General features: G+C 62.1%; 22 protein-coding genes. 8 read left to right on the top strand and 14 right to left on the bottom strand.

What is annotated here, in order from left to right:
* The first annotated feature begins 27 nt into the window (after positions 1-27).
* On the top strand, positions 28-708 hold the full coding sequence (locus DVK00_RS08710; protein WP_101349634.1) for a haloacid dehalogenase type II: 681 nt from the start codon (positions 28-30) through the stop codon (positions 706-708).
* Positions 709-802: 94 nt separating this feature from the next.
* Here the strand turns inward: DVK00_RS08710 and DVK00_RS08705 are convergent, their stop codons facing one another.
* From DVK00_RS08705 to DVK00_RS08695, 3 genes are all read right to left on the bottom strand, one after another.
* The gene (locus DVK00_RS08705) at positions 803-3,040 is read right to left on the bottom strand and encodes an amino acid permease (RefSeq protein ID WP_101349635.1); all 2,238 of its coding nucleotides are present in this window, start codon (positions 3,038-3,040) and stop codon (positions 803-805) included.
* Positions 3,037-3,468 (bottom strand): universal stress protein, encoded by a 432-nt coding sequence (locus DVK00_RS08700; RefSeq protein WP_121536653.1) that lies wholly within the window; start codon positions 3,466-3,468, stop codon positions 3,037-3,039. The genes DVK00_RS08705 and DVK00_RS08700 overlap by 4 nt, the downstream gene beginning before the upstream one ends.
* A gap of 101 nt (positions 3,469-3,569) precedes the next feature.
* Positions 3,570-4,223 (bottom strand): TrkA family potassium uptake protein, encoded by a 654-nt coding sequence (locus DVK00_RS08695; protein ID WP_101349637.1) that lies wholly within the window; start codon positions 4,221-4,223, stop codon positions 3,570-3,572.
* A 212-nt stretch (positions 4,224-4,435) separates the two neighbouring features.
* Between DVK00_RS08695 and DVK00_RS08690 the strand changes: the two genes are divergently transcribed.
* A complete protein-coding gene (locus DVK00_RS08690; protein ID WP_101349638.1) occupies positions 4,436-5,890 on the top strand; it encodes an APC family permease in 1,455 nt (484 codons plus the stop codon).
* 3 nt (positions 5,891-5,893) lie between these two features.
* A complete protein-coding gene (locus DVK00_RS08685) occupies positions 5,894-6,547 on the top strand; it encodes a TrkA family potassium uptake protein (RefSeq protein WP_101349639.1) in 654 nt (217 codons plus the stop codon).
* Positions 6,548-6,671: 124 nt separating this feature from the next.
* On the opposite strand, the gene DVK00_RS08680 is transcribed toward DVK00_RS08685, so the two are convergent.
* Positions 6,672-7,829 (bottom strand): dihydropteroate synthase, encoded by a 1,158-nt coding sequence (locus DVK00_RS08680; protein ID WP_101349640.1) that lies wholly within the window; start codon positions 7,827-7,829, stop codon positions 6,672-6,674.
* Between the two features lie 123 nt (positions 7,830-7,952).
* Between DVK00_RS08680 and DVK00_RS08675 the strand changes: the two genes are divergently transcribed.
* Together DVK00_RS08675 and DVK00_RS08670 are read left to right on the top strand one after the other, a co-directional pair.
* On the top strand, positions 7,953-9,140 hold the full coding sequence (locus tag DVK00_RS08675) for a HAMP domain-containing sensor histidine kinase (RefSeq protein WP_121577589.1): 1,188 nt from the start codon (positions 7,953-7,955) through the stop codon (positions 9,138-9,140).
* Positions 9,141-9,236: 96 nt separating this feature from the next.
* Positions 9,237-10,253 carry a phosphotransferase family protein gene (locus DVK00_RS08670; RefSeq protein ID WP_101351411.1) on the top strand — a complete coding sequence of 339 codons (1,017 nt, stop codon included), beginning with the start codon at positions 9,237-9,239 and terminating at the stop codon, positions 10,251-10,253.
* On the opposite strand, the gene DVK00_RS08665 is transcribed toward DVK00_RS08670, so the two are convergent.
* Complete coding sequence (locus DVK00_RS08665) at positions 10,250-11,128, bottom strand: carbohydrate kinase family protein (protein WP_121577588.1); 879 nt, start codon at positions 11,126-11,128, stop codon at positions 10,250-10,252. The two genes, DVK00_RS08670 and DVK00_RS08665, sit on opposite strands and share 4 nt — an antisense overlap.
* A gap of 168 nt (positions 11,129-11,296) precedes the next feature.
* Here DVK00_RS08665 and DVK00_RS08660 point away from each other — a divergent pair, with 168 nt between their 5' ends.
* From DVK00_RS08660 to DVK00_RS08650, 3 genes are read left to right on the top strand one after another with little or no spacing between them, the layout of a single operon-like run.
* Positions 11,297-12,790 carry a hypothetical protein gene (locus DVK00_RS08660; protein ID WP_121536657.1) on the top strand — a complete coding sequence of 498 codons (1,494 nt, stop codon included), beginning with the start codon at positions 11,297-11,299 and terminating at the stop codon, positions 12,788-12,790.
* Complete coding sequence (locus DVK00_RS08655; RefSeq protein ID WP_101349644.1) at positions 12,787-13,470, top strand: ABC transporter ATP-binding protein; 684 nt, start codon at positions 12,787-12,789, stop codon at positions 13,468-13,470. The genes DVK00_RS08660 and DVK00_RS08655 overlap by 4 nt, the downstream gene beginning before the upstream one ends.
* On the top strand, positions 13,460-14,593 hold the full coding sequence (locus DVK00_RS08650) for an ABC transporter permease (RefSeq protein ID WP_101349645.1): 1,134 nt from the start codon (positions 13,460-13,462) through the stop codon (positions 14,591-14,593). Before DVK00_RS08655 ends, DVK00_RS08650 begins: the two co-directional genes overlap by 11 nt.
* Here the strand turns inward: DVK00_RS08650 and DVK00_RS08645 are convergent.
* The 9 genes from DVK00_RS08645 to DVK00_RS08610 all read right to left on the bottom strand — a co-directional run bounded on the left by DVK00_RS08645 (position 14,590) and on the right by DVK00_RS08610 (position 20,780).
* Positions 14,590-15,102: an HTH domain-containing protein gene (locus tag DVK00_RS08645; protein WP_101349646.1), complete on the bottom strand. Its 513-nt coding sequence runs from the start codon at positions 15,100-15,102 to the stop codon at positions 14,590-14,592. The genes DVK00_RS08650 and DVK00_RS08645 overlap by 4 nt on opposite strands.
* A gap of 339 nt (positions 15,103-15,441) precedes the next feature.
* Positions 15,442-15,594 carry a hypothetical protein gene (locus tag DVK00_RS21345; protein WP_157829428.1) on the bottom strand — a complete coding sequence of 51 codons (153 nt, stop codon included), beginning with the start codon at positions 15,592-15,594 and terminating at the stop codon, positions 15,442-15,444.
* 95 nt (positions 15,595-15,689) lie between these two features.
* On the bottom strand, positions 15,690-16,763 hold the full coding sequence (locus DVK00_RS08640; protein WP_101349647.1) for a methionine synthase: 1,074 nt from the start codon (positions 16,761-16,763) through the stop codon (positions 15,690-15,692).
* Between the two features lie 4 nt (positions 16,764-16,767).
* The gene (locus DVK00_RS08635) at positions 16,768-17,766 is read right to left on the bottom strand and encodes a 5-methyltetrahydropteroyltriglutamate--homocysteine methyltransferase (protein ID WP_121577587.1); all 999 of its coding nucleotides are present in this window, start codon (positions 17,764-17,766) and stop codon (positions 16,768-16,770) included.
* Between the two features lie 62 nt (positions 17,767-17,828).
* The gene (locus DVK00_RS08630) at positions 17,829-18,449 is read right to left on the bottom strand and encodes a HemK2/MTQ2 family protein methyltransferase (RefSeq protein WP_121510938.1); all 621 of its coding nucleotides are present in this window, start codon (positions 18,447-18,449) and stop codon (positions 17,829-17,831) included.
* Position 18,450: 1 nt separating this feature from the next.
* Entirely contained in the window at positions 18,451-19,308 is an 858-nt protein-coding gene (locus DVK00_RS08625; protein WP_121577586.1) for a 16S ribosomal RNA methyltransferase A, read from the bottom strand.
* A gap of 81 nt (positions 19,309-19,389) precedes the next feature.
* Positions 19,390-19,962 carry a DUF655 domain-containing protein gene (locus DVK00_RS08620; RefSeq protein ID WP_101349651.1) on the bottom strand — a complete coding sequence of 191 codons (573 nt, stop codon included), beginning with the start codon at positions 19,960-19,962 and terminating at the stop codon, positions 19,390-19,392.
* Between the two features lie 174 nt (positions 19,963-20,136).
* Complete coding sequence (locus DVK00_RS08615; RefSeq protein ID WP_121510936.1) at positions 20,137-20,493, bottom strand: RNA polymerase Rpb4 family protein; 357 nt, start codon at positions 20,491-20,493, stop codon at positions 20,137-20,139.
* A complete protein-coding gene (locus DVK00_RS08610) occupies positions 20,490-20,780 on the bottom strand; it encodes a 50S ribosomal protein L21e (RefSeq protein WP_101349653.1) in 291 nt (96 codons plus the stop codon). Before DVK00_RS08610 ends, DVK00_RS08615 begins: the two co-directional genes overlap by 4 nt.
* Positions 20,781-20,850: the final 70 nt, after the last annotated feature.

Here is a 20,850-nt window from a genome sequence, read left to right as displayed (position 1 = left end):
ATGAGGCACCCGGTTCTACGGGGGCCTATGTCGTTCGACCCGGACCGCGTAACGACGATTACGTTCGACTCGTACAGCACCATCGTCGACGTTGAGGCGGCTCAGAAAGCCCTCGCCGACCGGGTAGATGACCCCAAACCGGTATCCCGGCTCTGGCGCTCTCGTTCACTGGCGTACACGTTCCTCGCTAACCAGATCGACGCCTACAAGCCGTTCTACGAGATGAACCGCGACGCGCTCCAGTACGCCCTCGATGTCCACGGCGTCGACATCACTACCGAGGAGCGCGACGAGATTCTCGCCGTCTACCACGAACTCGACGTGTTCGACGACGTTCGTGACGGCATGAACAAACTCTACGACGCCGGCTACGACCTCTATGTCGTCTCGAACGGGAACCCCGAGATGCTCGACTCCATGGTTGATTTCGCCGGTATCGGCGGCCTGCTCGAAGACACTGTCAGTGCCGACGAGATCCAGACGTTCAAGCCGGCGGCGGAACTGTACCGTCACGCATCGGACCGGACGTCGACTGAGATCGAGGAAATCGCCCACGTCACTGCAGGGTATTTCGACGTGTACGGGGCGATGCACGCCGGGATGCAGGGCGTCTGGGTCAATCGCGATGACGGCCCCTGGGACTCGTTCGCCGGCGAGCCGGATCTCACTATCGCGTCGTTCCACGACCTTCACGATGAGCTGATGTGAAGCGTCGAAAAGGCATGTCGCGGTTCTGGTTCCGCGGATAGTCAGGGAAGTCAGGAGATGGCGTCGCAGGAGTCTCAGAAAAAATACCGGCTACTCAGAACAGCCGCTCAAGCAGGCCGCGGTCGCGGCGTTTCTCCGCCAGCAGGACGGAACACTCCACGTCGTCGACAACGTCCAGCACGAGCGACTTGGAGACGAGCCGGCGAAGTAGACCCTCCTCGGTCGCGCCGATGAGGAGCAGCGTCGAATCGGTGGCAGCGTTCCGGATCGCGGTCTCGACATCGCCGGATTTGACGAGGCGCTCCGCGTCTTCAAGCCCCTGCTCGGCCGCCCATTCCCGCAAGAATTGCTTGCCTGCCTCGCGGTCGTCGTCGACGTTAAGCAGCGTCACGTCGGAACCATATTCGGACTGTAACAGTTTCGCGATGGCGGCCGACAGCTCGGAGTCCGGCCCACCGGCTGTCGGAAGCAGGATACGCGAGGGGTCGAACCCGCGGTCACGGAGCACGAGGAAGTCACAGGGAACTGTCTCTGTGAGTTCGTCCATGGCAGACTCCGCCCGCCCGGGCGAGCCGTGCGCGTCTGGCCCCCATCCCATCACGACGAGGTCCGCCGTCTGCGTGCGGGCGGCGTCGAAGATAGCCTCGTAGGACTTGTGCGAGAGGACGGTGTGTGTTTCGACATCGACGCCGAACGTCTCGGCGTCCTCGCGAGCTTTATCGAGCAGTTGCTGTGAGCTCTTGTCGATCTCATCGGATCGGTCGGCGGCAGCCGAAAGCGCCGTCTGGTCGGGGACGGTGACGATGTGGGTCGCGATTACGGTTCCGCCGCGCTGTTTGGCGATGGCGCTGGCGAGCGTAATGAGGTCCTGTTCGTGTGCAGGATTGGCTAGTGGGACCATCACGCGGTACTGCCCGCCATCGGGCTGGACGCCGGCGGCCGCGCTGACGGCCGCGTCCGGCATTTCGTCGGACCGCGAGATGATGTGTTTCGACAGGATGCCCTGTTTTTCGGTGCGCGACCGAGCGTAGAACCCGTACCACAGTATCGCTGCGGCGGCGATGCCAAAGGAGAGCAACAGGGCGTCGCTGGCAACGAACACCAGTAGGGCAAAGGAGAGCACGACTCCCAGAATCGGCAGTAGAGGATACAACGGCACCACGAAATCCGGTGCGTACTCCTCCGGATTCACGTACCGCATGACGATGAGTGCGACGTTGAGTAATCCGTAGATGATGAGATGCAGGCCCGACGCAGCGCCCGAGAGCAGCGTCAGGTCCCCGATGATGATAAACAGGAGAATCAGGCCGCCGGTAATGCCGATTGCTCTGTACGGCGTCCCGTAGCGGGGATGTATCTCGTTGAGGGCCGGCGTGACGATCCGGTCACGGCCCATCGCGAAATTGATGCGTGACGACGCGAGGATGGAGGCGTTCGCGCTGGACGCTGTAGCGAGCAAGCCGCCGAACAGGAGCGCACCCCCCATTACAGCCCCCTGAATGTAGCTCCCGACCTCGACGACGGCGATCGGGTTCTCGGCGTCGGAGCTGATGATGTCCGCGATGAACCCCTGCGGAACGGCCGCGCTCATTATCACGAGGACGAGCGCGTAGATGACAGTCACGATGACGACGCTGCCGATAACTGCACGCGGAAGGTTCTTTCCGGGGTCTTTGATCTCTTCGGCCACGCTCGTAATCTGGACGAAGCCGAGATAGGAGACGAAGATGAGTCCCGTCGTCTCCAGAGTCGTAACCACGTCAGTAGCGGCCGGCAGGTTCGACGGCTCTGCCCGGAGCGTTCCGAGGAGTGTGAACACGGAGAGAATGGCGATAAGCAGGACGACGATGATGTTCTGCAGTCGCCCGGTTTCCTTCGCGCCGACGTAGTTGATGAGGACGAAGAAGGCCCCGCCGACGAGTGCGATAAGTTTCACGACGGTGAGCGATATCGGACCGACGCCGACGCTGCCGGAGAGACCGAAGATGCGGGCGATGTACCGGCCAAACCCGACCATGTAGAACGCGCTCGCGAAGGCCAGACCGAGCCAGTTGGCCCAGCCGGCGACCGAGCCAAACATCGGCCCGAGCGCGTGGTTGACGTAGTAATAGGCCCCGCCCGAACGCGGCATCGCTGTGCCGAGTTCGCTAGCCGACAACGCCGTGAACATGGCGATAACGCCGCCCAGAATGAACGCCACGGACGCCAGCGACCCGGCCTTGAGGATGGCCTCGCCCGGGAGGACGAAGATCCCCGCGCCGATCATCGTCCCGACGCCGATAGTCAGCGCCGCCAGCGGTCCGAGGTCCTTGGCAAGGTCTTCCTCGCTCATGTTCCATCCTCTCGGGGGAGTGCAATGACGGGCCGGTCCGAATTTGTCACCAGTTTCAGGGAGACGTCACCGGAGAGAAACTGCATGAGTCGGTTCCCGCCACGGGACCGATAGGCAATAGCGCTGGCGTCCACTTCTGCAGCGGCCTCGAATATCGTCTCCGCGACATCTCGGCCGTACGCGGTGTGTTCGCTGGCGTCAGGGAACACTGTCCGGACGGCAGCGTACGCCTCTGTGGCCAGTTCTTCGGACTGTTCGACCGGCGTCTTGTCCGGAACGCCACCGCCCTTTTCGACGACATGCAAGGCGGTCACGCTCCTTGGTTCGTACGGTTCGAGCGCCTTCGCCGTCGCCAGCGCGTCATCCTCGTCGGTGACGGGAAGAAGTACGTGGCCGAGGAGACCCTCGTCCGTGGGCTCACTGGTCATAGTGGTGGGAGAACCTACTCGCTGTTAAGCGTGTGTATCCGCTTTCTCGCATACGAATAAATAATAAGAGATGCTGACTATCAGGCTGACAACTCGGTCTGTTACCCGCGCATGAGATTCAACACTTCGTCGACGACATCGGTTTCGACGGCGAGAATATACTGCTCGTCAGGCTCCAGCACCGTCTCAGCGCCTGCGAGTTCCGTTCGGTCGGCCGTCGAAATCAGGAGACTGCCAGCCGGAAGCGCGATCTCGTCGAGACGACGCCCTGCAACGGGGGCCGACGGAGCAACACTCACCTCGATGATATCGAGGTCAGCGGTTGGGTAGACGAGCGTTCGGATATCCTCACCGGTCAGTATATCGGCCGCGTAGTCTCCACCGAGATATTCGGGAAGTAGCGTTGCGTCGACGACTTCACCGTACTCCTGGTCCGTCTCCGTCTCTGCTCTCGCGATGGTCCGAATCGAGGGTGCGTACTGCTGTGCCTCCATACAGATGGCGAGATTCGTGCCCGGTTCGTCAGTGAGTGCGGCGATAGCGTCAGCCTCCGACAGGTCTGCCTGTTCCAAAATTGACGGTCGCGTGGCGTCCCCGTGGATAACTGGGCCGATATACGCATCCGATAGCGCCTCGACGCGTTCCGCATCGGACTCGATCAGTAGGACGTCGTGCCCCTGTTCAACGAGGTTTTCGGCGGTTTGTTTCCCGACGCGGCCGCCGCCGGCGATGACGAATCGCTTTGTCCGGGCCATTGTTGTACTGTTATCGATGTGTTATCTTCAATGCCCCGCCAGTTCTAACCGAGCGGGAACGCAACTGGCTGAATCGGCGGTCACGCGGCAGAAGGCTTAATGAAATCCCATCACAGTTCTTACAATAGGAGAACTCCCCCCGGTACTCAAATGGACCGAGCGAAGCACATACAGCGTACGATGGACAGCGCGCCAGTTACAACCAGAACGCAATGAGCAAGAGCCAGACGCGGTCGCCCGAGGCTGAACTCGGACTCCTCGACGCGACGATGATCGGGATGGGTGCGATGATTGGGGCCGGTATTTTCGTGTTAACGGGACTGGCCGCCGAAATCGCTGGCCCAGCCGCGATTCTCGTCTTCGCACTGAACGGCGTCGTGACGGCGTTCACAGGACTTTCGTACGCGGAACTCGCCGCTTCGATTCCAAAGAGCGGCGGTGGATACGCGTTCGTGCGGGAGATATTCGACGACTTCGCCTCGTTCATCATGGGCTGGATGCTCTGGTTCGCCTACATGATTGCGGGAGCGCTGTATGCACTGGGATTTGCGCCGAACTTTCTCGAACTGTTGCACGTCTACGGCGTGGTCCCGTCACCGGACGAGGTCGGCGCCGTTGCAGTTCCGGTCATTGATACAGCGCTCCCGCCGGCCTTTTTGCTGGCGTTTATTGCAGTCCTTGGTCTCGTGGCGCTCAACGCCGTCTCGACGGCCGCCAGCGGTAGTGTCGAGACGATTTTCACAATAATCAAAGTGTCTATTCTGGTGGTATTCGTCGCGTTCGGGTTCGCGTCACCGATGTTTTCGGGAGCCGAATTCCAGCCACTGTTCCCGGAGGGGAGCGGAGCGGCTGCCGTCTTGCCGGCGATGGGGCTCACCTTCATCGCCTTTGAGGGGTACGACCTCATCACCACTGTCACGGAGGAAGTACAGAACCCGCGGGAAAACATCCCGAAAGCGATCTTTATTAGCCTCGCTGTGACTGTCGTCGTCTATCTGGCAGTTGTGACAGTCGCTATCGGAACGCTCGGAGCCGAGGGACTCGCCGACGCTGGCGAAGCCGGTATCGCCGCGGCCGCGACGTCGTTCATGCCGACCGGGCTCCCGGTTATTCAGAACGGTGGGGCACTCATCGTCTTCGGGGCTGTGTTCTCGACGCTTACGGCCCTCAACGCCGTCGTCATCGCGTCGTCGCGCGTCGCGTTCTCGATGGGGCGCGAAGGGCAGTTACTCCCTTCGATTGGCCAGATACACCACCGCTACGGGACGCCCTTCGTTGCTATCCTCACCAGTGCCGTCGTGATGCTTGGCTCAGTTGCACTGCCGACACAGAGCGCCGGCAATATGTCGAGCCTGTTCTTCCTGCTCTCGTTTATCATTGTCAACGTCGCGGTCATTAGACTCCGCAGGGAGCGACCGAACATGAATCGGCCGTATGAGATGCCATACTACCCGGCACCACCGATAATCGGTATCGCACTCAATCTGATTCTGACCGGGGTGCTGATAGAGTTTCTGCTCCGGACGGATCCACTGGCACTGGCACTCAGCGTCGCATGGATCGTGCTCGGCGCAGTCGTGTATTTCGCCCTCAAACGGGTAAAACAGCAATCGGACCGCGAGCAGGCGACTGCCGCCAGCGAAATAACACCTGAGGCTGAAGACTAACTCATGACCCGAACACTTGACATTATCATCGCAGGCGGTGGCCGCGTCGGCTTCCAGACAGCTGAGATACTTGCCGACCGCGGGCACGACGTGACGATCATCGAACGGGACGAACGGATGGTCTCGGAAATCGCCGATCAGTGGGTCGCGACGGTTATCCGAGGCGACGCGACGAATCCGGAGATCATCGAACAGGCAGGTATCGACCGAGCGGACGCGATTGCCGCGCTCACGGGTGAAACCGGGCTGAACCTCGCGGTGTGTTTAGCTGCGTCGGAATTGACACCAGATATTCGGACGGTCGCGCGAATCGACCGCACAGCCGGTAAGGCGTACACCCGATTTGTCGATGCGGTGGTCTTTCCCGAACGGGCTGGTGCGAGGGTGGCAGCGAACGAAATCCTTGGGAGTGATGTCCAGACGCTTGCCGACGTGACAGGCAACCTCGATATCATGCTCGTCCGCGTCGCTGACGGTGCTCCAGCCGCCGGAAAAGCACTCACAGACGTACGCTTTCCCGAGGGGACGCTGGTTGTCTCCGACGATAACGGTGAGCGGATCGCCCGTGCCGACACGACCTTGACGCCAGGAAGCCGCTACGTTATCGCGGTTGAACCTGATGTTGTCGATGAGGTCTTGAATTTGATGCGCGGCTAGTGACTTTTTCGACTCGCAGACCGCTCCGCGTAATTCGCTCGTCTCCACGGACAGCCACTGTGGGACCGCTGCGGAGTAGTCTATGAAAATCCCGTCACTTGCAAGTACGGACCAGCCGCGGTGCCTACACCCGCCGGGACAGCGAGGCCCGTAGTTCGCCGGCAAGCTCCCGGTGTCCGTCCTCGGCGAGGCTGTCGGTGACGACCTTCAGCGCAGCCGCGGCACCACCGACGTAGAGGCTGCCGCTGTCTTTCTCGACCACCACTACGTCAGTCACCTCGGCGACAGCCCGGATACTCGAGCGGGCGTCGTCGGTCAGGTCGCCGAGCAGGAACGTGAGCGTCGCGCCGTTGTCGGTGCCGCCGGCGACCGTCTCACCGAGGGCCTGATGGCGCGCGACCTCACGCAGAGACACGTCTGTCAGTTCCGACACGGTGGGGCCGGAGTCGGTCTCAGCCCGCGTCGTCCGCTCGTCACCGAGCGCGTCGGCCACTTTGACCACGTCATGTGTCTCTTGCGTATCGTGTGTTCGGATGATGTGTGCGCCGCGTTCGACTTCCATCGTCGCTGCGGCCAGCGAAACGGCGAGCTGGTTCTCCGTCTCGGGCTGGTCGGCCAGATCGCCGAGGAAGTCCTCACGGTTGGTCGCGGTGAGCATCGGCCGGTCGAAGGCACGGAACTCCCGCAGCCGACGGAACATCTCCCAGTTGTCCTCGAACTCCTTGCCGTCGTACCAGCCGCCGAAGGCCGGGTCGATGATGGTTCTATCCGTGAACCCGTCTCGCTGAAGCGCCTCGAAGATGTCGTCGATAGTTTTCAGTGCGCCGGGTCGCGAGAGGTCCGGCGGGCTGGCCATCTTGACGACCGGCATATCGTGGTCCTCGACGACGCCTTTCATCTCCGGGTCGGCGAAGCCACACACGTCGTTGATGAGGTCGAAACCGTGGCCGATGGCCTCTTCGGCCACCTCAGCGTAGCGCGTTTCGAGCGACAGCGGCACATCGGCGTCGAGTTCGTCGACCAGCGGCGCGACCTCTTCGAGCCGGTCTTTCTCCATCTCGACCGGTTTGGACTCGTATTTGGGGTTCGCCGACTGAAGGCCGACATCAATGATATCTGCCCCAGCGGGGACGAGGTTCTCCTCGATAGCGTCGGCGGCTTCGGCTGGGTCCAGATACACGCTCGGTTTGTACCCGGAGTTCGAACTCATATTCAGCACGCTCATGACGCGCGTTGGGTGGCCATCACCCACCGGGAGGCCGTCGATTTCGACCGTTCGCATACTGCTTCCTGAGGACTGTGCATACATAGGTCCCGCGACATCGGCGGACTGGCGACGCCGTGTAACGTATCACTGACACAGAATCACCGAGTTTTATATACTGAGTTGCATGATTTGTACGGGATGGGTGGGGAGTTAACCGTTACATTCGATCTCGATTCGTTCGAGGCTGTAACACGACAGCTGATGGCTGCGGAGTCCGAGCGAGAGATCTGCGAAATCGCAATGTCGGGGATTTCGTCTGTGTTTGACCTGCCACTCGGAGCACTGTGGCTGTATGACAGCGACGCGACGGAGCTACAGCTGGCCGCGTCGACGGAGCGGGCGGACGAGGTGTTCGACTGGCCGGTTACCTACCGACCCGGCAACAGCCTCTCGTGGGAGGCGTTCGAGCAGGACGAAGTGCGGACGTACTCGGAACTCGACGACGAGCAGCGCCAGTACAACGAAAACTCCCCCGTCAGCAGCGAGATCATCCTCCCGCTTACCGAGTACGGCGTTATCAACATTGGGTCGCTAACCCCCGTTACGTTCGACGATGAAACGGTTCGACTCGCGAGGATGTACGCGACGCACGTTCAGGCGGCACTACAGAAAGCCGAGCGCGAGCATGACCTCCGCGTCCAGCGCGACCGGATGGAACAGTTCATCGGTGTCGTCTCACACGACCTCAGAAACCCGCTTCACGTTGTCGAGGGACGCATTGAACTCGTCCGAGAGAGCGGTGACCTGTCCCACCTCGACGACGCGGCGGAAGGCGTGGCTCGCATGGAATCACTCATCAATGACTTGCTAACACTTGCCAAGGAGGGGTATGCAGTCGAAGACCGCACTGCCATATCGCTTGACACCATTGTCGAACAGACATGGGAGATGGCCCGAACAGCCGACGCGACGTTGCAGATCGAAGGGTCCGCCCCGGTGTTCGGTGATCAGAACCGCCTCAAACAGGTGTTCGAGAATCTCTTTCGGAATGCGGCGGACCACGCGGGCGACGACGTGACCGTCTGGGTCGGCCCACTTGTCGACAGCGGGGCAGCCGATATCGGCAGTGCGGATGCGCGGAACGAAGGCCGAGTAATCGGCTTCTACGTCGCCGACGACGGACCAGGAATCTCGCCCGACAAACTGAACGACCTGCTCTCGGTCGACGCTCTCTCAGGCAGTGACAGCGGCCTCGGCCTGTCTATCGTCGCACAGATCACTGATGCCCACGGCTGGGACATCTCTGTGACCGAGAGCAGGGCCGGCGGCGCACGATTCGAAGTGACCGACGGGACGAAACCGGTCTCACCGTTTCACTCCTCGTAGCGTAGAGATGGCCACCGACGGCGCTTGAACCGGGTGCCAGTGCTGTCCGTGGCGGGATTGACAGATTTATTTGCTCGCCCACTAGATGGTATGGCAGTGCAGACCCCGGAACAGGACATCGAAGCCGTGCTGAAAGAGTCAGGCCCGGACTACGAGGGGTTCCAGTTCGAGACTCCGGGTGGGGGCCACCAGAGCGATGTCTACATGGTAACGCTGCGCCACAACGGTGAGGCGTACGAGGTCGTCGTGAAGTTCAAGCCACAGGGCGATGTCCCGTTCGCCGTCGAACCCTGTCTCCACGATTTCGTCGCCGCCCGGACCGATGTCCCTGTTCCACGCATCCTTGTCTACGAGGACAACCCCGACGCCGATGTCCCGCCGTATTTCGTCACCGAGCGCATCCACGGCGAGAATCTCGCCGAGGAGTTCGCCGGGCTTTCCACTGACGACCGACAGCGGGTGCTGGCACAGTCCGGTCGGATCCTCGGAGATATGCACTCCGAGATCGGATTCGAGGCGTTCGGCCGACTCACGCTCCACGACGACCGGATTATCGTGAGTGACTGGATGGGCAACTGGCGGGAGTACTTCGAGAGTCTCACCAGATCACATCTGTCGCACCTTGCCGGGACGCCCTTCGAGGACATGACAGACCGAGCGTGGGACTGTATCGAACCGGCACTGAGTATGGTGCCCGAGGACGGCGTTCCGCGACTGGTTCACGACGATTTCAGGCCGGCGAATCTGATGTTCGAGCAAACGGCGGACGCGCCGATCACGGCGGTCCTCGACTGGCAGGACGTGCTCGCGGCACTGCCGGAGTACAACCTCGCACAGACGGAGTTTCTCTTTATCGACTCGTCGTTTCAGGACCCGGAACTGCGCGACTCGCTCCGGACGGTGTTTCACGAGGGGTATCAGGAGATGCGCCCGATGGAGTTCGACGAGGGGTACGAGCAGCGACGCCCCCTCTATCAGCTCTCGACGCTCCTGTGGCGGATGGCCGGCTTCGAGGCCGCCTTCGCTGACGAGTCCGGCCTCGCCACCGCTCGTGCCGAAGCCCAGTACCGCCAGCAGTTCGAGCGCCTCGTCGAAGAGATACAGGCGAACTAAACTGGGTCCGGTGAGTGCCCGCTGTCGACGAGGGCCCACACCGACTCCCAGTCGAGCGTCGTCTGTGCGCCGGGTGACTGCGCCGCGAGTGCACCACAGGCATTGGCGACTGCGAGCGCGCGCTCTGGGCCGCTCTCCTGTGCGCTGGCGAGCAGATACCCGGCAGCGAACGCGTCGCCCGCGCCTGCAGTGTCCACAGAGTCTATCGGATACCCGGCGTTCGTGACTGTTCGGTCACCAACATATGCGGTCGCGCCGCAGTCCCCGTGTTTGACAACAACTGTCGGCACTGTTTCGAAGAGCCCGCTGTCTCTGGCGTGGTCGGCCTCCCGGTCGTTGCAAAACAGGATATCCGCATGTGAGAGTACCGACGAGTAATCGCGGTACGGGAGCCGGCGGCCGGGGTCGAAGCTCACCGGAACATCCGCGGCCGTGGCATCGCGTGCGAGCGCTGTAGCCGTCGTCGGATCCTGTCCGGTCAGGTGGAGATGGTCCGCCTCGGCCAGGGCCTCAGCTGGGAGGTCCGACGCGCCGAACGCCTCGTTGGCCCCGTCGTTTCCAAGCACTGCAACGTCGCCGCTCTCGTCCACGATGAGGTACTTCACGGCCGTCGGCTTGTCCGATTCGATCAACACCGTCTCGACACCGGTGGCCGACAGTTCGCGCCGAGCCATGGTTCCGTGGTCGTCCCGCCCGACGCTGCCGAGGACTAGCGGCTCCGCATCGAGCCCGGCCAGCGCGACGGCCGCGTTCGATGCGCTCCCCCCGCTAGACTGTGACCGGTCGGTGATACGCCCCTCGCCGTCGGGTTCCGGGAGGCGGTCGACGTGGAGCGTCACGTCCCAGTTGACGTGGCCGGCACAGATGACGCGCATATCCACCGCTGGGAGGGGCGCTATGATATCAGTTTCCCACTCAGATATATGCAGCATGTTTAACATTGACCGGAACGGACCGGCGCACATGGCAACGGTCCCCGATAGCGTCCTCCCGATGAGTTGTCGGACCGGCATACGAGTACCACAGCCAGAGGTGACCGCCTGATGCGTCACAGTGTGGCTGTACTGGCCTGCTTAGTCGTCGTCGGCTCGCTTCCGCTGTCAGTCGCCGGCGCGAGCGTCAACGCGTCGATCTCGAACGTCGAGGTATCGCCGTCATCACCAGCACCGGGTGAAACCGTCACGTTCGACACGACTGTCCGGAATCTCCAGAGCAGCGATTCACCGCTCGAAATCAACGACATTGCAATTCGGAAATCGGGTGGGAGAGGAATCACCGAGTACGAACGCGTTTCGAATCTGGGCTCGATTTCCCCGGGCAGCACACTGGAGGTACCCTTGACCGCCTCGTTTGATTCGTCCGGAAGCAAGGACCTCCGCGTCATCGTGTACGGCCGTGACCGTGGCACAGGCGACAACGTCGAGCTCAGATACCCGGTGAAGCTAAACGTCGAAGAGCGTCACCCGCAGATGGATATCACGGCTAACGACTCCGTCGCCGGCGTTGAATCGACCGGCCAAGTCACCGTCGCAAACGGACTCGATTCCCAGATAACGAACGTCGAAGTCGTCGTCGAGGGCGATGGCGTCGAGATGACAAAGAGCCGGACGGTACGGTCAAGCATCGCCCAGAACGGGTCAATAACCGCACCGTTCCGGTTCCGACCTGAATCTGCCGGCGAACACTCGCTGACCGCAACGGTCAGCTACACAGTCGCTGGCGACACCACGCGCACCACAACCCGGTCAAAAGTCATCGAGTCGGACCCGCTCCGAAACAGCGTGGAACTCGATACGACTGCGGTCGGTAGCGGCACTGACCGCGCGTTGCGGGTCGCCGTCTCTAACGGGGCCAACGCTCCGCTTTCGGATGTCATGGTCAGTGCAACGTCGGAGAACGCGTCGTTCCAGCGCGTCCTGCTTGAGAACATCTCAGCCAGCACGACCCGGCAGGTGCGACTGAACGCCACGATGAACGAACCCCGCGCTGACGTTACTGTCACGGCCACCTACGAACTCGGGACTGAAACGGAACAGACAACAACCGAAACGACGCTTCGATCCGTCCCGGGAACGATAGACCTCACCGGTCTTGACGTGGTCCGACAGGGCGGGCGCCTCCAGATCTCAGGGAGCGCGAGCAACGTCGGGTCGACGGATGCGGACAGCGTCCTCGTCAGCGTCGTCGATACCGAGCGCATCACCCCGGCAACTCCGAACCGCGATTACTTTGTCGGCACGGTCCCGGCCAGTGACTTCGTCTCCTTCGACGTGTATGCCCGGACGACGGGGAACGTCACGTCGGTGCCGCTGGAGGTGACCTACCTCGTCGACGACACGCGCAAGACACAGCGCTTCGACGTGGACATCAACCAGATGGGCAGTGCGGCACAGCAGCCGGAGCAGGACGGCGGCAGCGAGGGTGGAAACCAGAACAGTATGCTGCCGGTGTTCATCGCCGGCGGCCTGGCGCTACTGGTCGTCGTCGGTGTCCTCGTACGCCGCTACCGCCGCAGTGACGACGATATCGAGGTATGACGGTCATCGACGCACAGGGACTGGTCAAGCGCTACCGGACCGGCGGCCAGACCCTCTACGCACTGGCGGGCATCGACTTCGCACTCGAAGCCGGTGAGTTCGTCTCGATTATGGGCCCCAGTGGCAGTGGCAAGACAACTCTGTTGAACATCCTCGGGCTGCTGGATACGCCGACGGAGGGAACCGTCTTGCTGGAGGGACAGGATGTGACCGGACTCGGCGACAGCAAGCGGACGCGCCTCCGGAAGCAAACAATCGGGTTCGTGTTCCAGCACTTCTATCTCCTGCCGACACTGACTGCTGTCGAGAACGTCGAGGTACCGCTGCTGTTGGACAGTGATCCGAAAGTCAAAAAGCGGGCCAGAGCGCTCCTGGAGCGGCTTGGGCTCGGTGACCGACTGGATCACAAGCCCGACGAACTCTCCGGCGGCCAGAAGCAGCGCGTCGCTATCGCACGCTCGCTCATCAACAGCCCGAAGGTCGTTCTCGCCGACGAGCCGACGGGCAACCTAGACAGCGAGACGGGCCGACAGATACTCGATGAGTTCCGCCGCATCGCCGACGAGGACGACGTGGCGATCGTCGCGGTCACCCACGACGACCTCGTCAACGAGTACGTCGACCGAACCGTCCATCTGGTCGACGGCACCATCGGGAGGGAGCGGAAGAATGGCGGGTAGGTTCTTCCCGGCCGCGCTGATGGCGCGGCGCAACCTCACGCGGACGAAGATGCGGTCATTGCTGGCGTCGCTGGGTATCGTCATCGGTGTCGTTGCCATCGCTTCGCTGGGGATGTTCGGCGTCGCGCTCCAGTACTCGTTTACCCAGAACCTCGGTAACGTCGGCAACCAGCTCACGGTATACCCGAACTCCGGCGAAAACATCACTGAACTCACCGAACGCGATATCCGTACGATTCGCAGAGAGGCAAGTCCGACAGCGACTGTGTCGCCGGTAAAGACGCGCGTAGAGCCGGTGTCGTACAACCGTGAGGACGCGGTCAGGGAAACGATCTACGGCGTGGAAGACCCTGCAGCGTTGTACGAGGCCAAGGAGGGACGGGTATCGCCGTTCCGGTCTGGTGCACTCGTCGGTTCAGATGTCGCGGAAGAGCACGAACTGCATCCCGGGAGCCAGATTACCGTCAACGGGACCAGCGTCCGCGTCCGGGCCGTCCTCGAAGAAGGCGACCCGTTCTCCTCGACAAACCCCGATAACCGAATCATCATGCCGGCTACTTCGTTCAACCAGCGCGGTTACTCAGAAGTGTACGTTATCGAGTCGACCGGGACACAGGCCAACGAAACGGCGATTGGGATCCGCGACGCGCTCAACGACCGCGAGCAGCGAGTCTTCGTTCAGGAACTCGGCTCGCTCGTCGACACTATCGAAGAGCAGTTCCAGATCATCAACACTGTCCTCGCCGGCATCGCATCGATTTCGCTGCTCGTGGCTGGCATCTCCATTCTCAACGTCATGCTGATGTCCACCGTCGAACGACGGGAGGAGATTGGCGTCCTCAGAGCGGTGGGCTACCAGAAGCGGGATGTCCTCAAAGTGATGTTGATGGAAGCGACGCTGCTCGGCTTCCTCGGTGGCATCGCTGGTGTCATTCTGAGTCTCGGTGCCGGGTTGGCGATAAACCACTACGCCGTCGGCGATGCCATGGCTGTCTTCAGGCTGCCAAACGCCTGGTACGTCGGTGCAGCGTTCTCCTTTGGGGTGCTGACGAGCATCGTCAGCGGGCTGTATCCGGCCTGGAAAGCAGCGAGCGAGGAACCGGTCGAAGCGCTGCGCGGTTAAATCGTCGCGTCGACGCCCGGTTCCAGCAGCGGGTCGGTCCGGTCGACCGAGAGCGAGTCGAACTGTGCAAGCCAATCCTTGTCGCCGCGCTCGAAGGCTTCTAGCGCGTCGCCAACCGTGTAAGTCCGTTCCTCGTCCGAGCACGGGAACACGCCTTCTAGGTCGTCGCCGTCGTAGATCGCCAGCGAGACGACCGGGAACACGACCACATCGTCGATGCGGTCCATCCCGACGTAGCTCCGGTTCCGTCGCTCGAATGCCGGTTCGAGCGAGTGACCGTTCCGGGCCGCCCAGCCCGTGAACTCCTCGTAGGTCTGGATGGCTTCCGACCGTTTGTCCTCCGCCATCGTCCTGATCCGTTGCCACTCGCCAGCGACCATCGACTCGCTGAACACGCCGTTGGCCTCCAGCCGCTTCACCCGATTGAGCACCTGCTGTTGTGCATCGAACGTGCCGTAGGTATCTCCGCGAAGATACAGTTCCGCCCGAAGATGTGTGTCCCCTGTCATAGCTTTCTCATCGCTAGCTTCTCCAGAGACCCTCAAAACTCTTTCCCAGATTTGCGTGCCAACACACCACACGAATCTGGGAGCGGAAATTAGTGGTATGAGGCGCTCTATATCCATAATATAGAATATTTACCTGAATACAGCATCCCCCAATATTATTAGTTCAATAACAATTATTTTCCCCTTAGGTCGATGTTAGGTTCGATATTTGTCGAACAAACTACTGGCAAATAGCTTCCAGTTTAGCTGATGGATTCGAGGATACATAAGAAAATTAATGACTTTATGCCGGGAGCCTTTGTGCTCAGGCAACCTCGTGATGGCCTGTTCGAGATACTGCTAGCCAGCGGTTCCACAGGTCTCGTCTGATTCCAGTTCCGGATAGCCGCTGTACCTGTCTGCGACATTTGCCGGATTCGGGTGCGGTGCGCCCGAGAGAATTCGATAGTTGCCGAAATCGTAGCCAACTTTCGTCGAAATACGGTCAGTCATACCACAATCCGAGAGCCCCCTTGCTGCGTTCGGATACTCGCTACTCGTCCGCTACAAAAACGGTTGCCAACTCGTGGTCGATCCTTCTCGCCGATTCAGTCGTCTGCGTGCGCTTGTGCACCACTCGCAACAATATCGATCTCGCCGGCGTCCAGTTCTTCCTCGATTTCGCGGGCGGCCTGCACCATGTTCTCCATCTTGCCGTAGGCGACCTCGCGCGGCAGGAGCTTCACGCCGCAGTCCGGCGAGACGGTGAGGCGCTCCGGGGGTACGACCTCTAGTCCTTTCTTGATATTCTCCTTGATTTCCTCGACAGGTTCGACTTCGGCGACGTGGGCGTCGACGACGCCCATCGCGAAGTCCTTCGTGAACTCGTGCTCTTTGAAGACGTCGAGCTGGTCGTAGTCGCCGTTGGCGAGTTCCAGGTCGTACTCGTGGACCGGATAGTCCAGAATCTCGGGGTAGATACGCGAGTAGTCGCCGTAACAGACGTGTAGCCCGAGGCGCACGTCGTCGGGAATCTCGTCGACGATGCGCTCCAGACACTCGCCGACGATGGCGTGGTCGTCCGGCGTGGTGGCGAGCGCAGGCTCGTCTATCTGGATGTAGCGCGCGCCGGCCTCGACCAGCGCCTCGATTTCCTCGTTGACGAGTTCGGCCAGCTCGTAGGCCAGTTGCTCCTCGCTGTCGTAGACCTCGTTGAACGACCAGTTGGCGAGCGTGTACGGGCCGGTGATCGGGACCTTGACCGGTCGCTCGGCCACCTCGTCGGTGAACTCGAACTCCTCGACGAGCCACTGCTCGCCGTACTCGACCTCGTCGGCGACCGAGGGCTTGTCGAAGTAGTTGTGGCCCCACACCTTCACGCGGCCGTTGAACTCGTAGCCGTCGATGCGGTGGGCGAAGTACTCGACCATCTCGTTGCGGCGCATCTCGCCGTCACAGATGACGTCGAGACCCGCGCGCTCGTGCTCGTGGGTGATGAGCCGCGAGGCGTCGTCTTTCGATTCTTCCCACTCGTCCTCGCCGAAGTCGGCGTCCTCGTCCTCGAACAGCTCGCGGGCGCGGTCGTGCCATTTGGGCTTGGGGTAGGAGCCGACGACGGTCGTCAGCAGGAAGTGGTCGTTCGGGTGATCCGCCGGTTTAAACTGGTCTCGTGGTCCTGTCATCGTTTTATGCCTCCGCCGCCTCCAGGTCTGCGGCGTTTGCGAGCGCTTCGAGCTTGTCTTCGAACTTGTTCACCGGGAGATAGAACGTTTCCGTGTTCGCCGTCGCGTAGACGGTGTCGTAGGCGGTGTTGGTCTGCTGTTCGAACCAGTCGATGCGGTCGCGGATGGTCTCGGGCGACTCGACGAGCGTGTTCTGGCCGTCGACGACGCCAAGTGCCACGTCGTCCTTGGTGCCGTACTCCTGTACGTTGTAGACCGTCTGATCGTGGTTCGCCACGAGGTCGAAGCCGATGGCATCCACGTCAGCGTCCATCAGATGCGCGTAGGCCTTCTCTTCGATTGCGCCCCAGTAGGTGTGGGCGACGACTTCAGCGTCGGCAGCCGAGGCGATGGCATCGATTGCCTCGGCGGCGCGTTTGTCCTCGCCGTCCTCTGGCGTGTTCTCGACCAGCGACGGTTCAAGCAGGAACAGGGTCTCTATCTCGGGGAACGACTTCACTTCCTCGACGAGGAAGTCGGCGACCGCATTGAGGAACTCGGCGTCGTCGCCGTAGTGTTCGTCCGTGGCGAGGTCCGCGAGCGAGTACGGCCCGGGGAGGACGGCCTGCAGTCCCGAATCGACGTGGTCGGCTGCGGCACCGAGGTCCGCGGCCACGTCGCCGCCGTCGGCGGAGAGGTCGCCCTGCACGACTGGCTCCCGATAGAAGTTGTTGTTGTCGTAGTAGCGGACGATGCCTTTCGTCTCCACGTTGTCGTGGACGGCCAGCGGGTGCGCGAGCATGTCGTCCCAGCGGAACTGGCCCTCGACAACGCGGTCAAGGCCGGCGTCCTGCTGGACGCCGATGACTTCCTCGCGGGCCTCGTCGTAGGCCGCAACGACCTCACCGGACTCGTCGCCCGAGATGAGGTCGGTCTTCTGATGACCTTTCAGATCTGCCAGTTCGTCCTTGGCCCAGTCCGGGAGCGGAAAGAGCCCAGGTGTCGTGGCGATTACCTGTGTCATTGCCCTGGGGTATGAAATGACGGGCTTTAATATTTCCTATTCGATCAAATGCCCAACGGTAATTACTCGGCGGAGAACCGCAGGACGACGAGCACTTCATACGGATGTTTCTCACTCGCCACGCGTTCGCTTGCCAGTCCGTGGTCGCTCGCGTACGCTCGCACCGCATCCGGGTCCGTGAGGCTGCTAACGAGCACGAGCGCCTCGCCGCCCGGGGCCAGCACGCGCTCGACGGTTTCGAGGAACGGGTCGACCAGCCGGCGACCGTCCTCGCCGCCCGAGAGCGCGTGTTCCATCCAGTCGTCCCACTCCTTCTCGGGCGGCGTCGGCAGATACGGGGGATTGAACGCCACGAGGTCGAAGGCGTCCGCCCGGAACGGTTCGACGAGGTCCCCGCGGACGACCGGGACGCCGTTGCCGGCGGCCTCCCGACACGCGAGCGGGCTCACGTCGACTCCGACCGCCCGCGCGCCGGCCTCGGCGAGCGTCGCGGCGACGTAGCCCGACCCCGTCCCCACGTCGAGGACGGTATCGCCCGCCCCGACTCGCTCGCGGGCCGTCCGGGCCAGCAGGTCCGAGTCCTCCGCGGGCTGGTACACCGATTCCACGCCGCGCTGGTCGGCCAGCGAGGGGCGGTCGCCGTCCCCGCCAGCGTCGGCCGCGTCGCTCGGCTCCTCGCCCATCTCAGACCTCCGGCTGGCCGACCTCGTAGGCGAGCGTCGCCAGCGTGGCGAAGTCGGCCGGCGTGAGCTTCCCGGCGCGGGCGCGCATCAGGTCCTCGTCGGCCGCCTCGACCACCGCGTCGGGGTCGCCCAGCCCGGAGATGTGGGCCGTGTTGCGGACGGCGTTTCGCATCGTCTTCCGACGCTGTGTGAACACTGCCTTCAGGAAGTCCATGAAGAAGTCGTCGCTGGGGACGGTGTAGTCCGGCGTCCGCGGCGTCGTCCGGACGAGCGCGCTGGTGACCCGTGGCTGGGGGTCGAACGCTTCCGGCGGGACCGTCTCGACGACTTCCACGTCCGCGTAGTGGCCCGCTGTCACCGAGAGCCGCCCGTAGTCGTCGGTTCCCGGGCCGGCGGCCATCCGCTCGGCGAACTCCCGCTGGAACATCAACAGGAGCGGCCGCCCCTCGGGCAGTAGGCGGAACGCGATTTCCGAGGACGCGCCGTAGGGCAGGTTCGAGATGCTGGCGGTGAACTCGGGGAGGTCGACGTCGAGCGCGTCGCCCTCGACGACAGTGAGCCGGTCCGCCGCGACCTCCTCGGCGAACTCCTCGCGGAGATGCGCCGCGAAGTCCGGGTCGCGCTCGACTGCGGTCACACGCTCGGCCGCCGCGAGCAGGCGGTCCGTCAGCGCCCCTGGGCCCGCGCCGATCTCCAGCACGTGCGCGGTGTCGATATCGGCCTCGGTCGCGTACTCGGGAATCCGGTCCAGCACCCGGTCGTCGACGAGAAAGTGCTGGTCCTGTCGGGTGTCGGCCCGTTTGCCGGCCCGCCGGACGAGCGCGTCGGGGTCCCGACTCCCTGTCTCGATCGTAGTCATTAGCGAGCCGTAGCGGGTCGCGGTAGAAAAGGGTCGCCTTATACTGTCGGCTGTCGGGTTCGCTGCTTGCAGCTGACAGGCTTAGGAGGACTGTTCTTCACGCCGGACGAACAGCCGGTACTTCAGGTCGTCGTCCTGTAGCTCTTCGAGTATCCGCTCGACAAGCGTCTCTTTTGGACTGTGGAGGCCGTTGACGCGCTCTTCGAGGTCGTCGAAGCTCTCGAAGGGCTTTCGCTTTCGCTCGTCGAGAATCGTATTGCGGAGCTTCTTGCCGATTCCCGGCAGGAGGTTCAGCTGGTGGAGCCGCAGCGTGATCGGCTGGGCGTCGTTGTAGAAGTCGACGAACCGCTGCTCGTTTGCCTCGACGACTTCCTCGACGGCGTAGTCGAGCTCCGAACGGGCGCCGCTCGGAATATCTTCGAACTCAACTTCCGTCACGCGGCCGAACTCCGTCAAGTCAACGCGGTCGCCAAAGGCGATGTCAGCGTCCTTGTCCGCAAGCTGCAACTCGTAAATATAGAACTCATCGATGTCGAGCGCGTACGCGAGCGGCTCCTTCTGGTGCTGCGGCCGGTCGTCGCCGGGCCGTCCGTGCGGGAGCACATCGAGGACAGCTGCCATCATAGTGTCGCCGCCGCTCTCCGATTCAGTCATGTCAGGCAGTACGAGCACAGCATACTTAATGCCGGTGGATGCCCCGAACCGCTTCACGGGACGCCGGCGCTCCCTTTGTGTCCGTTTGGCGGCAACTGGAACGAATCTGTTCGCGTGGCTGCTCGTCTGTAAACGTAGAGAGAGCGGCCGAGAACCGAGCTGACGAGTTCCTCGTTATGCGTACTGCTTGACGATGTTGAGTATCTCGTCGAGTTCGTCACCGTCAAGCGTGTACCGCTCCTGAGCGAACACGGCCCGGAGCTCGTCGCGGTCCAGCGGCCGCAGGTTCGCGATCTTGTAGGCCGTCGGCGTGTCGACTTTCTCGAGTTCTTCGAGGTCTTCGACCAGTTGTAGCGACTCCTCGGGGTCGAGAACGGCAAAGCGGTTGACGTGCTCGATGGCCCGCTTGAGCTCGTAGCGCATCTCGCGGTCCTCGTCCGCGGCCCGCTCCATCTCGAGGTCTTCGAGTATCTCCTTGGTCTCTGCGACCGTCAGGAACTCCTCGCTGACTTTCTCTTTGAATATCGTCATTCTTGCCGGCGCAGGTGCGCAGCGGTGACAATGATGGTTTTCGCCTTGCCACCGTCGACGATGTCGACCTTGTACGCGTCACCCTGCTTCCCTTTGACGGTCCCGGTCTGACCGTCGAACCGTGGGTGGAAGCGCCCGTTGGGCACGGACGGGTCGATCTTGAGGTGAACCTTCTCGCCGTCGTCGAACTCTTCGACGGCGCGCTGTGGCGGCGAGGTGCCGCGGTCACGGGGCTTGTTCTTGAGCTTGTCTCGTGTTCCTTCGAGGGGTCCGTTTGAACTAGGCATTCTTGCTCCTCGCTAATCCGGTCGCCCTAATAAAACGTGCGTTCCGCGACTGTCGCTGGTCGTGCTCTTG

The sequence above is a fragment of the Haloarcula sp. Atlit-47R genome (assembly GCF_003665985.1).
Taxonomy (GTDB): domain Archaea; phylum Halobacteriota; class Halobacteria; order Halobacteriales; family Haloarculaceae; genus Haloarcula; species Haloarcula taiwanensis.
This window is presented reverse-complemented; position numbering and strand designations above follow the sequence as displayed.

Coding starts and splice junctions, on each gene's coding strand:
- DVK00_RS08710 (WP_101349634.1), top strand. CDS start 28: ATGTCGTTCGACCCGGACCGCGTAACGACGATTACGTTCGACTCGTAC.
- DVK00_RS08705 (WP_101349635.1), bottom strand. CDS start 3,040: ATGAGCGAGGAAGACCTTGCCAAGGACCTCGGACCGCTGGCGGCGCTG.
- DVK00_RS08700 (WP_121536653.1), bottom strand. CDS start 3,468: ATGACCAGTGAGCCCACGGACGAGGGTCTCCTCGGCCACGTACTTCTT.
- DVK00_RS08695 (WP_101349637.1), bottom strand. CDS start 4,223: ATGGCCCGGACAAAGCGATTCGTCATCGCCGGCGGCGGCCGCGTCGGG.
- DVK00_RS08690 (WP_101349638.1), top strand. CDS start 4,436: ATGAGCAAGAGCCAGACGCGGTCGCCCGAGGCTGAACTCGGACTCCTC.
- DVK00_RS08685 (WP_101349639.1), top strand. CDS start 5,894: ATGACCCGAACACTTGACATTATCATCGCAGGCGGTGGCCGCGTCGGC.
- DVK00_RS08680 (WP_101349640.1), bottom strand. CDS start 7,829: ATGCGAACGGTCGAAATCGACGGCCTCCCGGTGGGTGATGGCCACCCA.
- DVK00_RS08675 (WP_121577589.1), top strand. CDS start 7,953: ATGGGTGGGGAGTTAACCGTTACATTCGATCTCGATTCGTTCGAGGCT.
- DVK00_RS08665 (WP_121577588.1), bottom strand. CDS start 11,128: ATGCGCGTCATCTGTGCCGGCCACGTCAACTGGGACGTGACGCTCCAC.
- DVK00_RS08660 (WP_121536657.1), top strand. CDS start 11,297: ATGCGTCACAGTGTGGCTGTACTGGCCTGCTTAGTCGTCGTCGGCTCG.
- DVK00_RS08655 (WP_101349644.1), top strand. CDS start 12,787: ATGACGGTCATCGACGCACAGGGACTGGTCAAGCGCTACCGGACCGGC.
- DVK00_RS08650 (WP_101349645.1), top strand. CDS start 13,460: ATGGCGGGTAGGTTCTTCCCGGCCGCGCTGATGGCGCGGCGCAACCTC.
- DVK00_RS08645 (WP_101349646.1), bottom strand. CDS start 15,102: ATGACAGGGGACACACATCTTCGGGCGGAACTGTATCTTCGCGGAGAT.
- DVK00_RS21345 (WP_157829428.1), bottom strand. CDS start 15,594: ATGACTGACCGTATTTCGACGAAAGTTGGCTACGATTTCGGCAACTAT.
- DVK00_RS08640 (WP_101349647.1), bottom strand. CDS start 16,763: ATGACAGGACCACGAGACCAGTTTAAACCGGCGGATCACCCGAACGAC.
- DVK00_RS08635 (WP_121577587.1), bottom strand. CDS start 17,766: ATGACACAGGTAATCGCCACGACACCTGGGCTCTTTCCGCTCCCGGAC.
- DVK00_RS08630 (WP_121510938.1), bottom strand. CDS start 18,449: ATGGGCGAGGAGCCGAGCGACGCGGCCGACGCTGGCGGGGACGGCGAC.
- DVK00_RS08625 (WP_121577586.1), bottom strand. CDS start 19,308: ATGACTACGATCGAGACAGGGAGTCGGGACCCCGACGCGCTCGTCCGG.
- DVK00_RS08620 (WP_101349651.1), bottom strand. CDS start 19,962: ATGACTGAATCGGAGAGCGGCGGCGACACTATGATGGCAGCTGTCCTC.
- DVK00_RS08615 (WP_121510936.1), bottom strand. CDS start 20,493: ATGACGATATTCAAAGAGAAAGTCAGCGAGGAGTTCCTGACGGTCGCA.
- DVK00_RS08610 (WP_101349653.1), bottom strand. CDS start 20,780: ATGCCTAGTTCAAACGGACCCCTCGAAGGAACACGAGACAAGCTCAAG.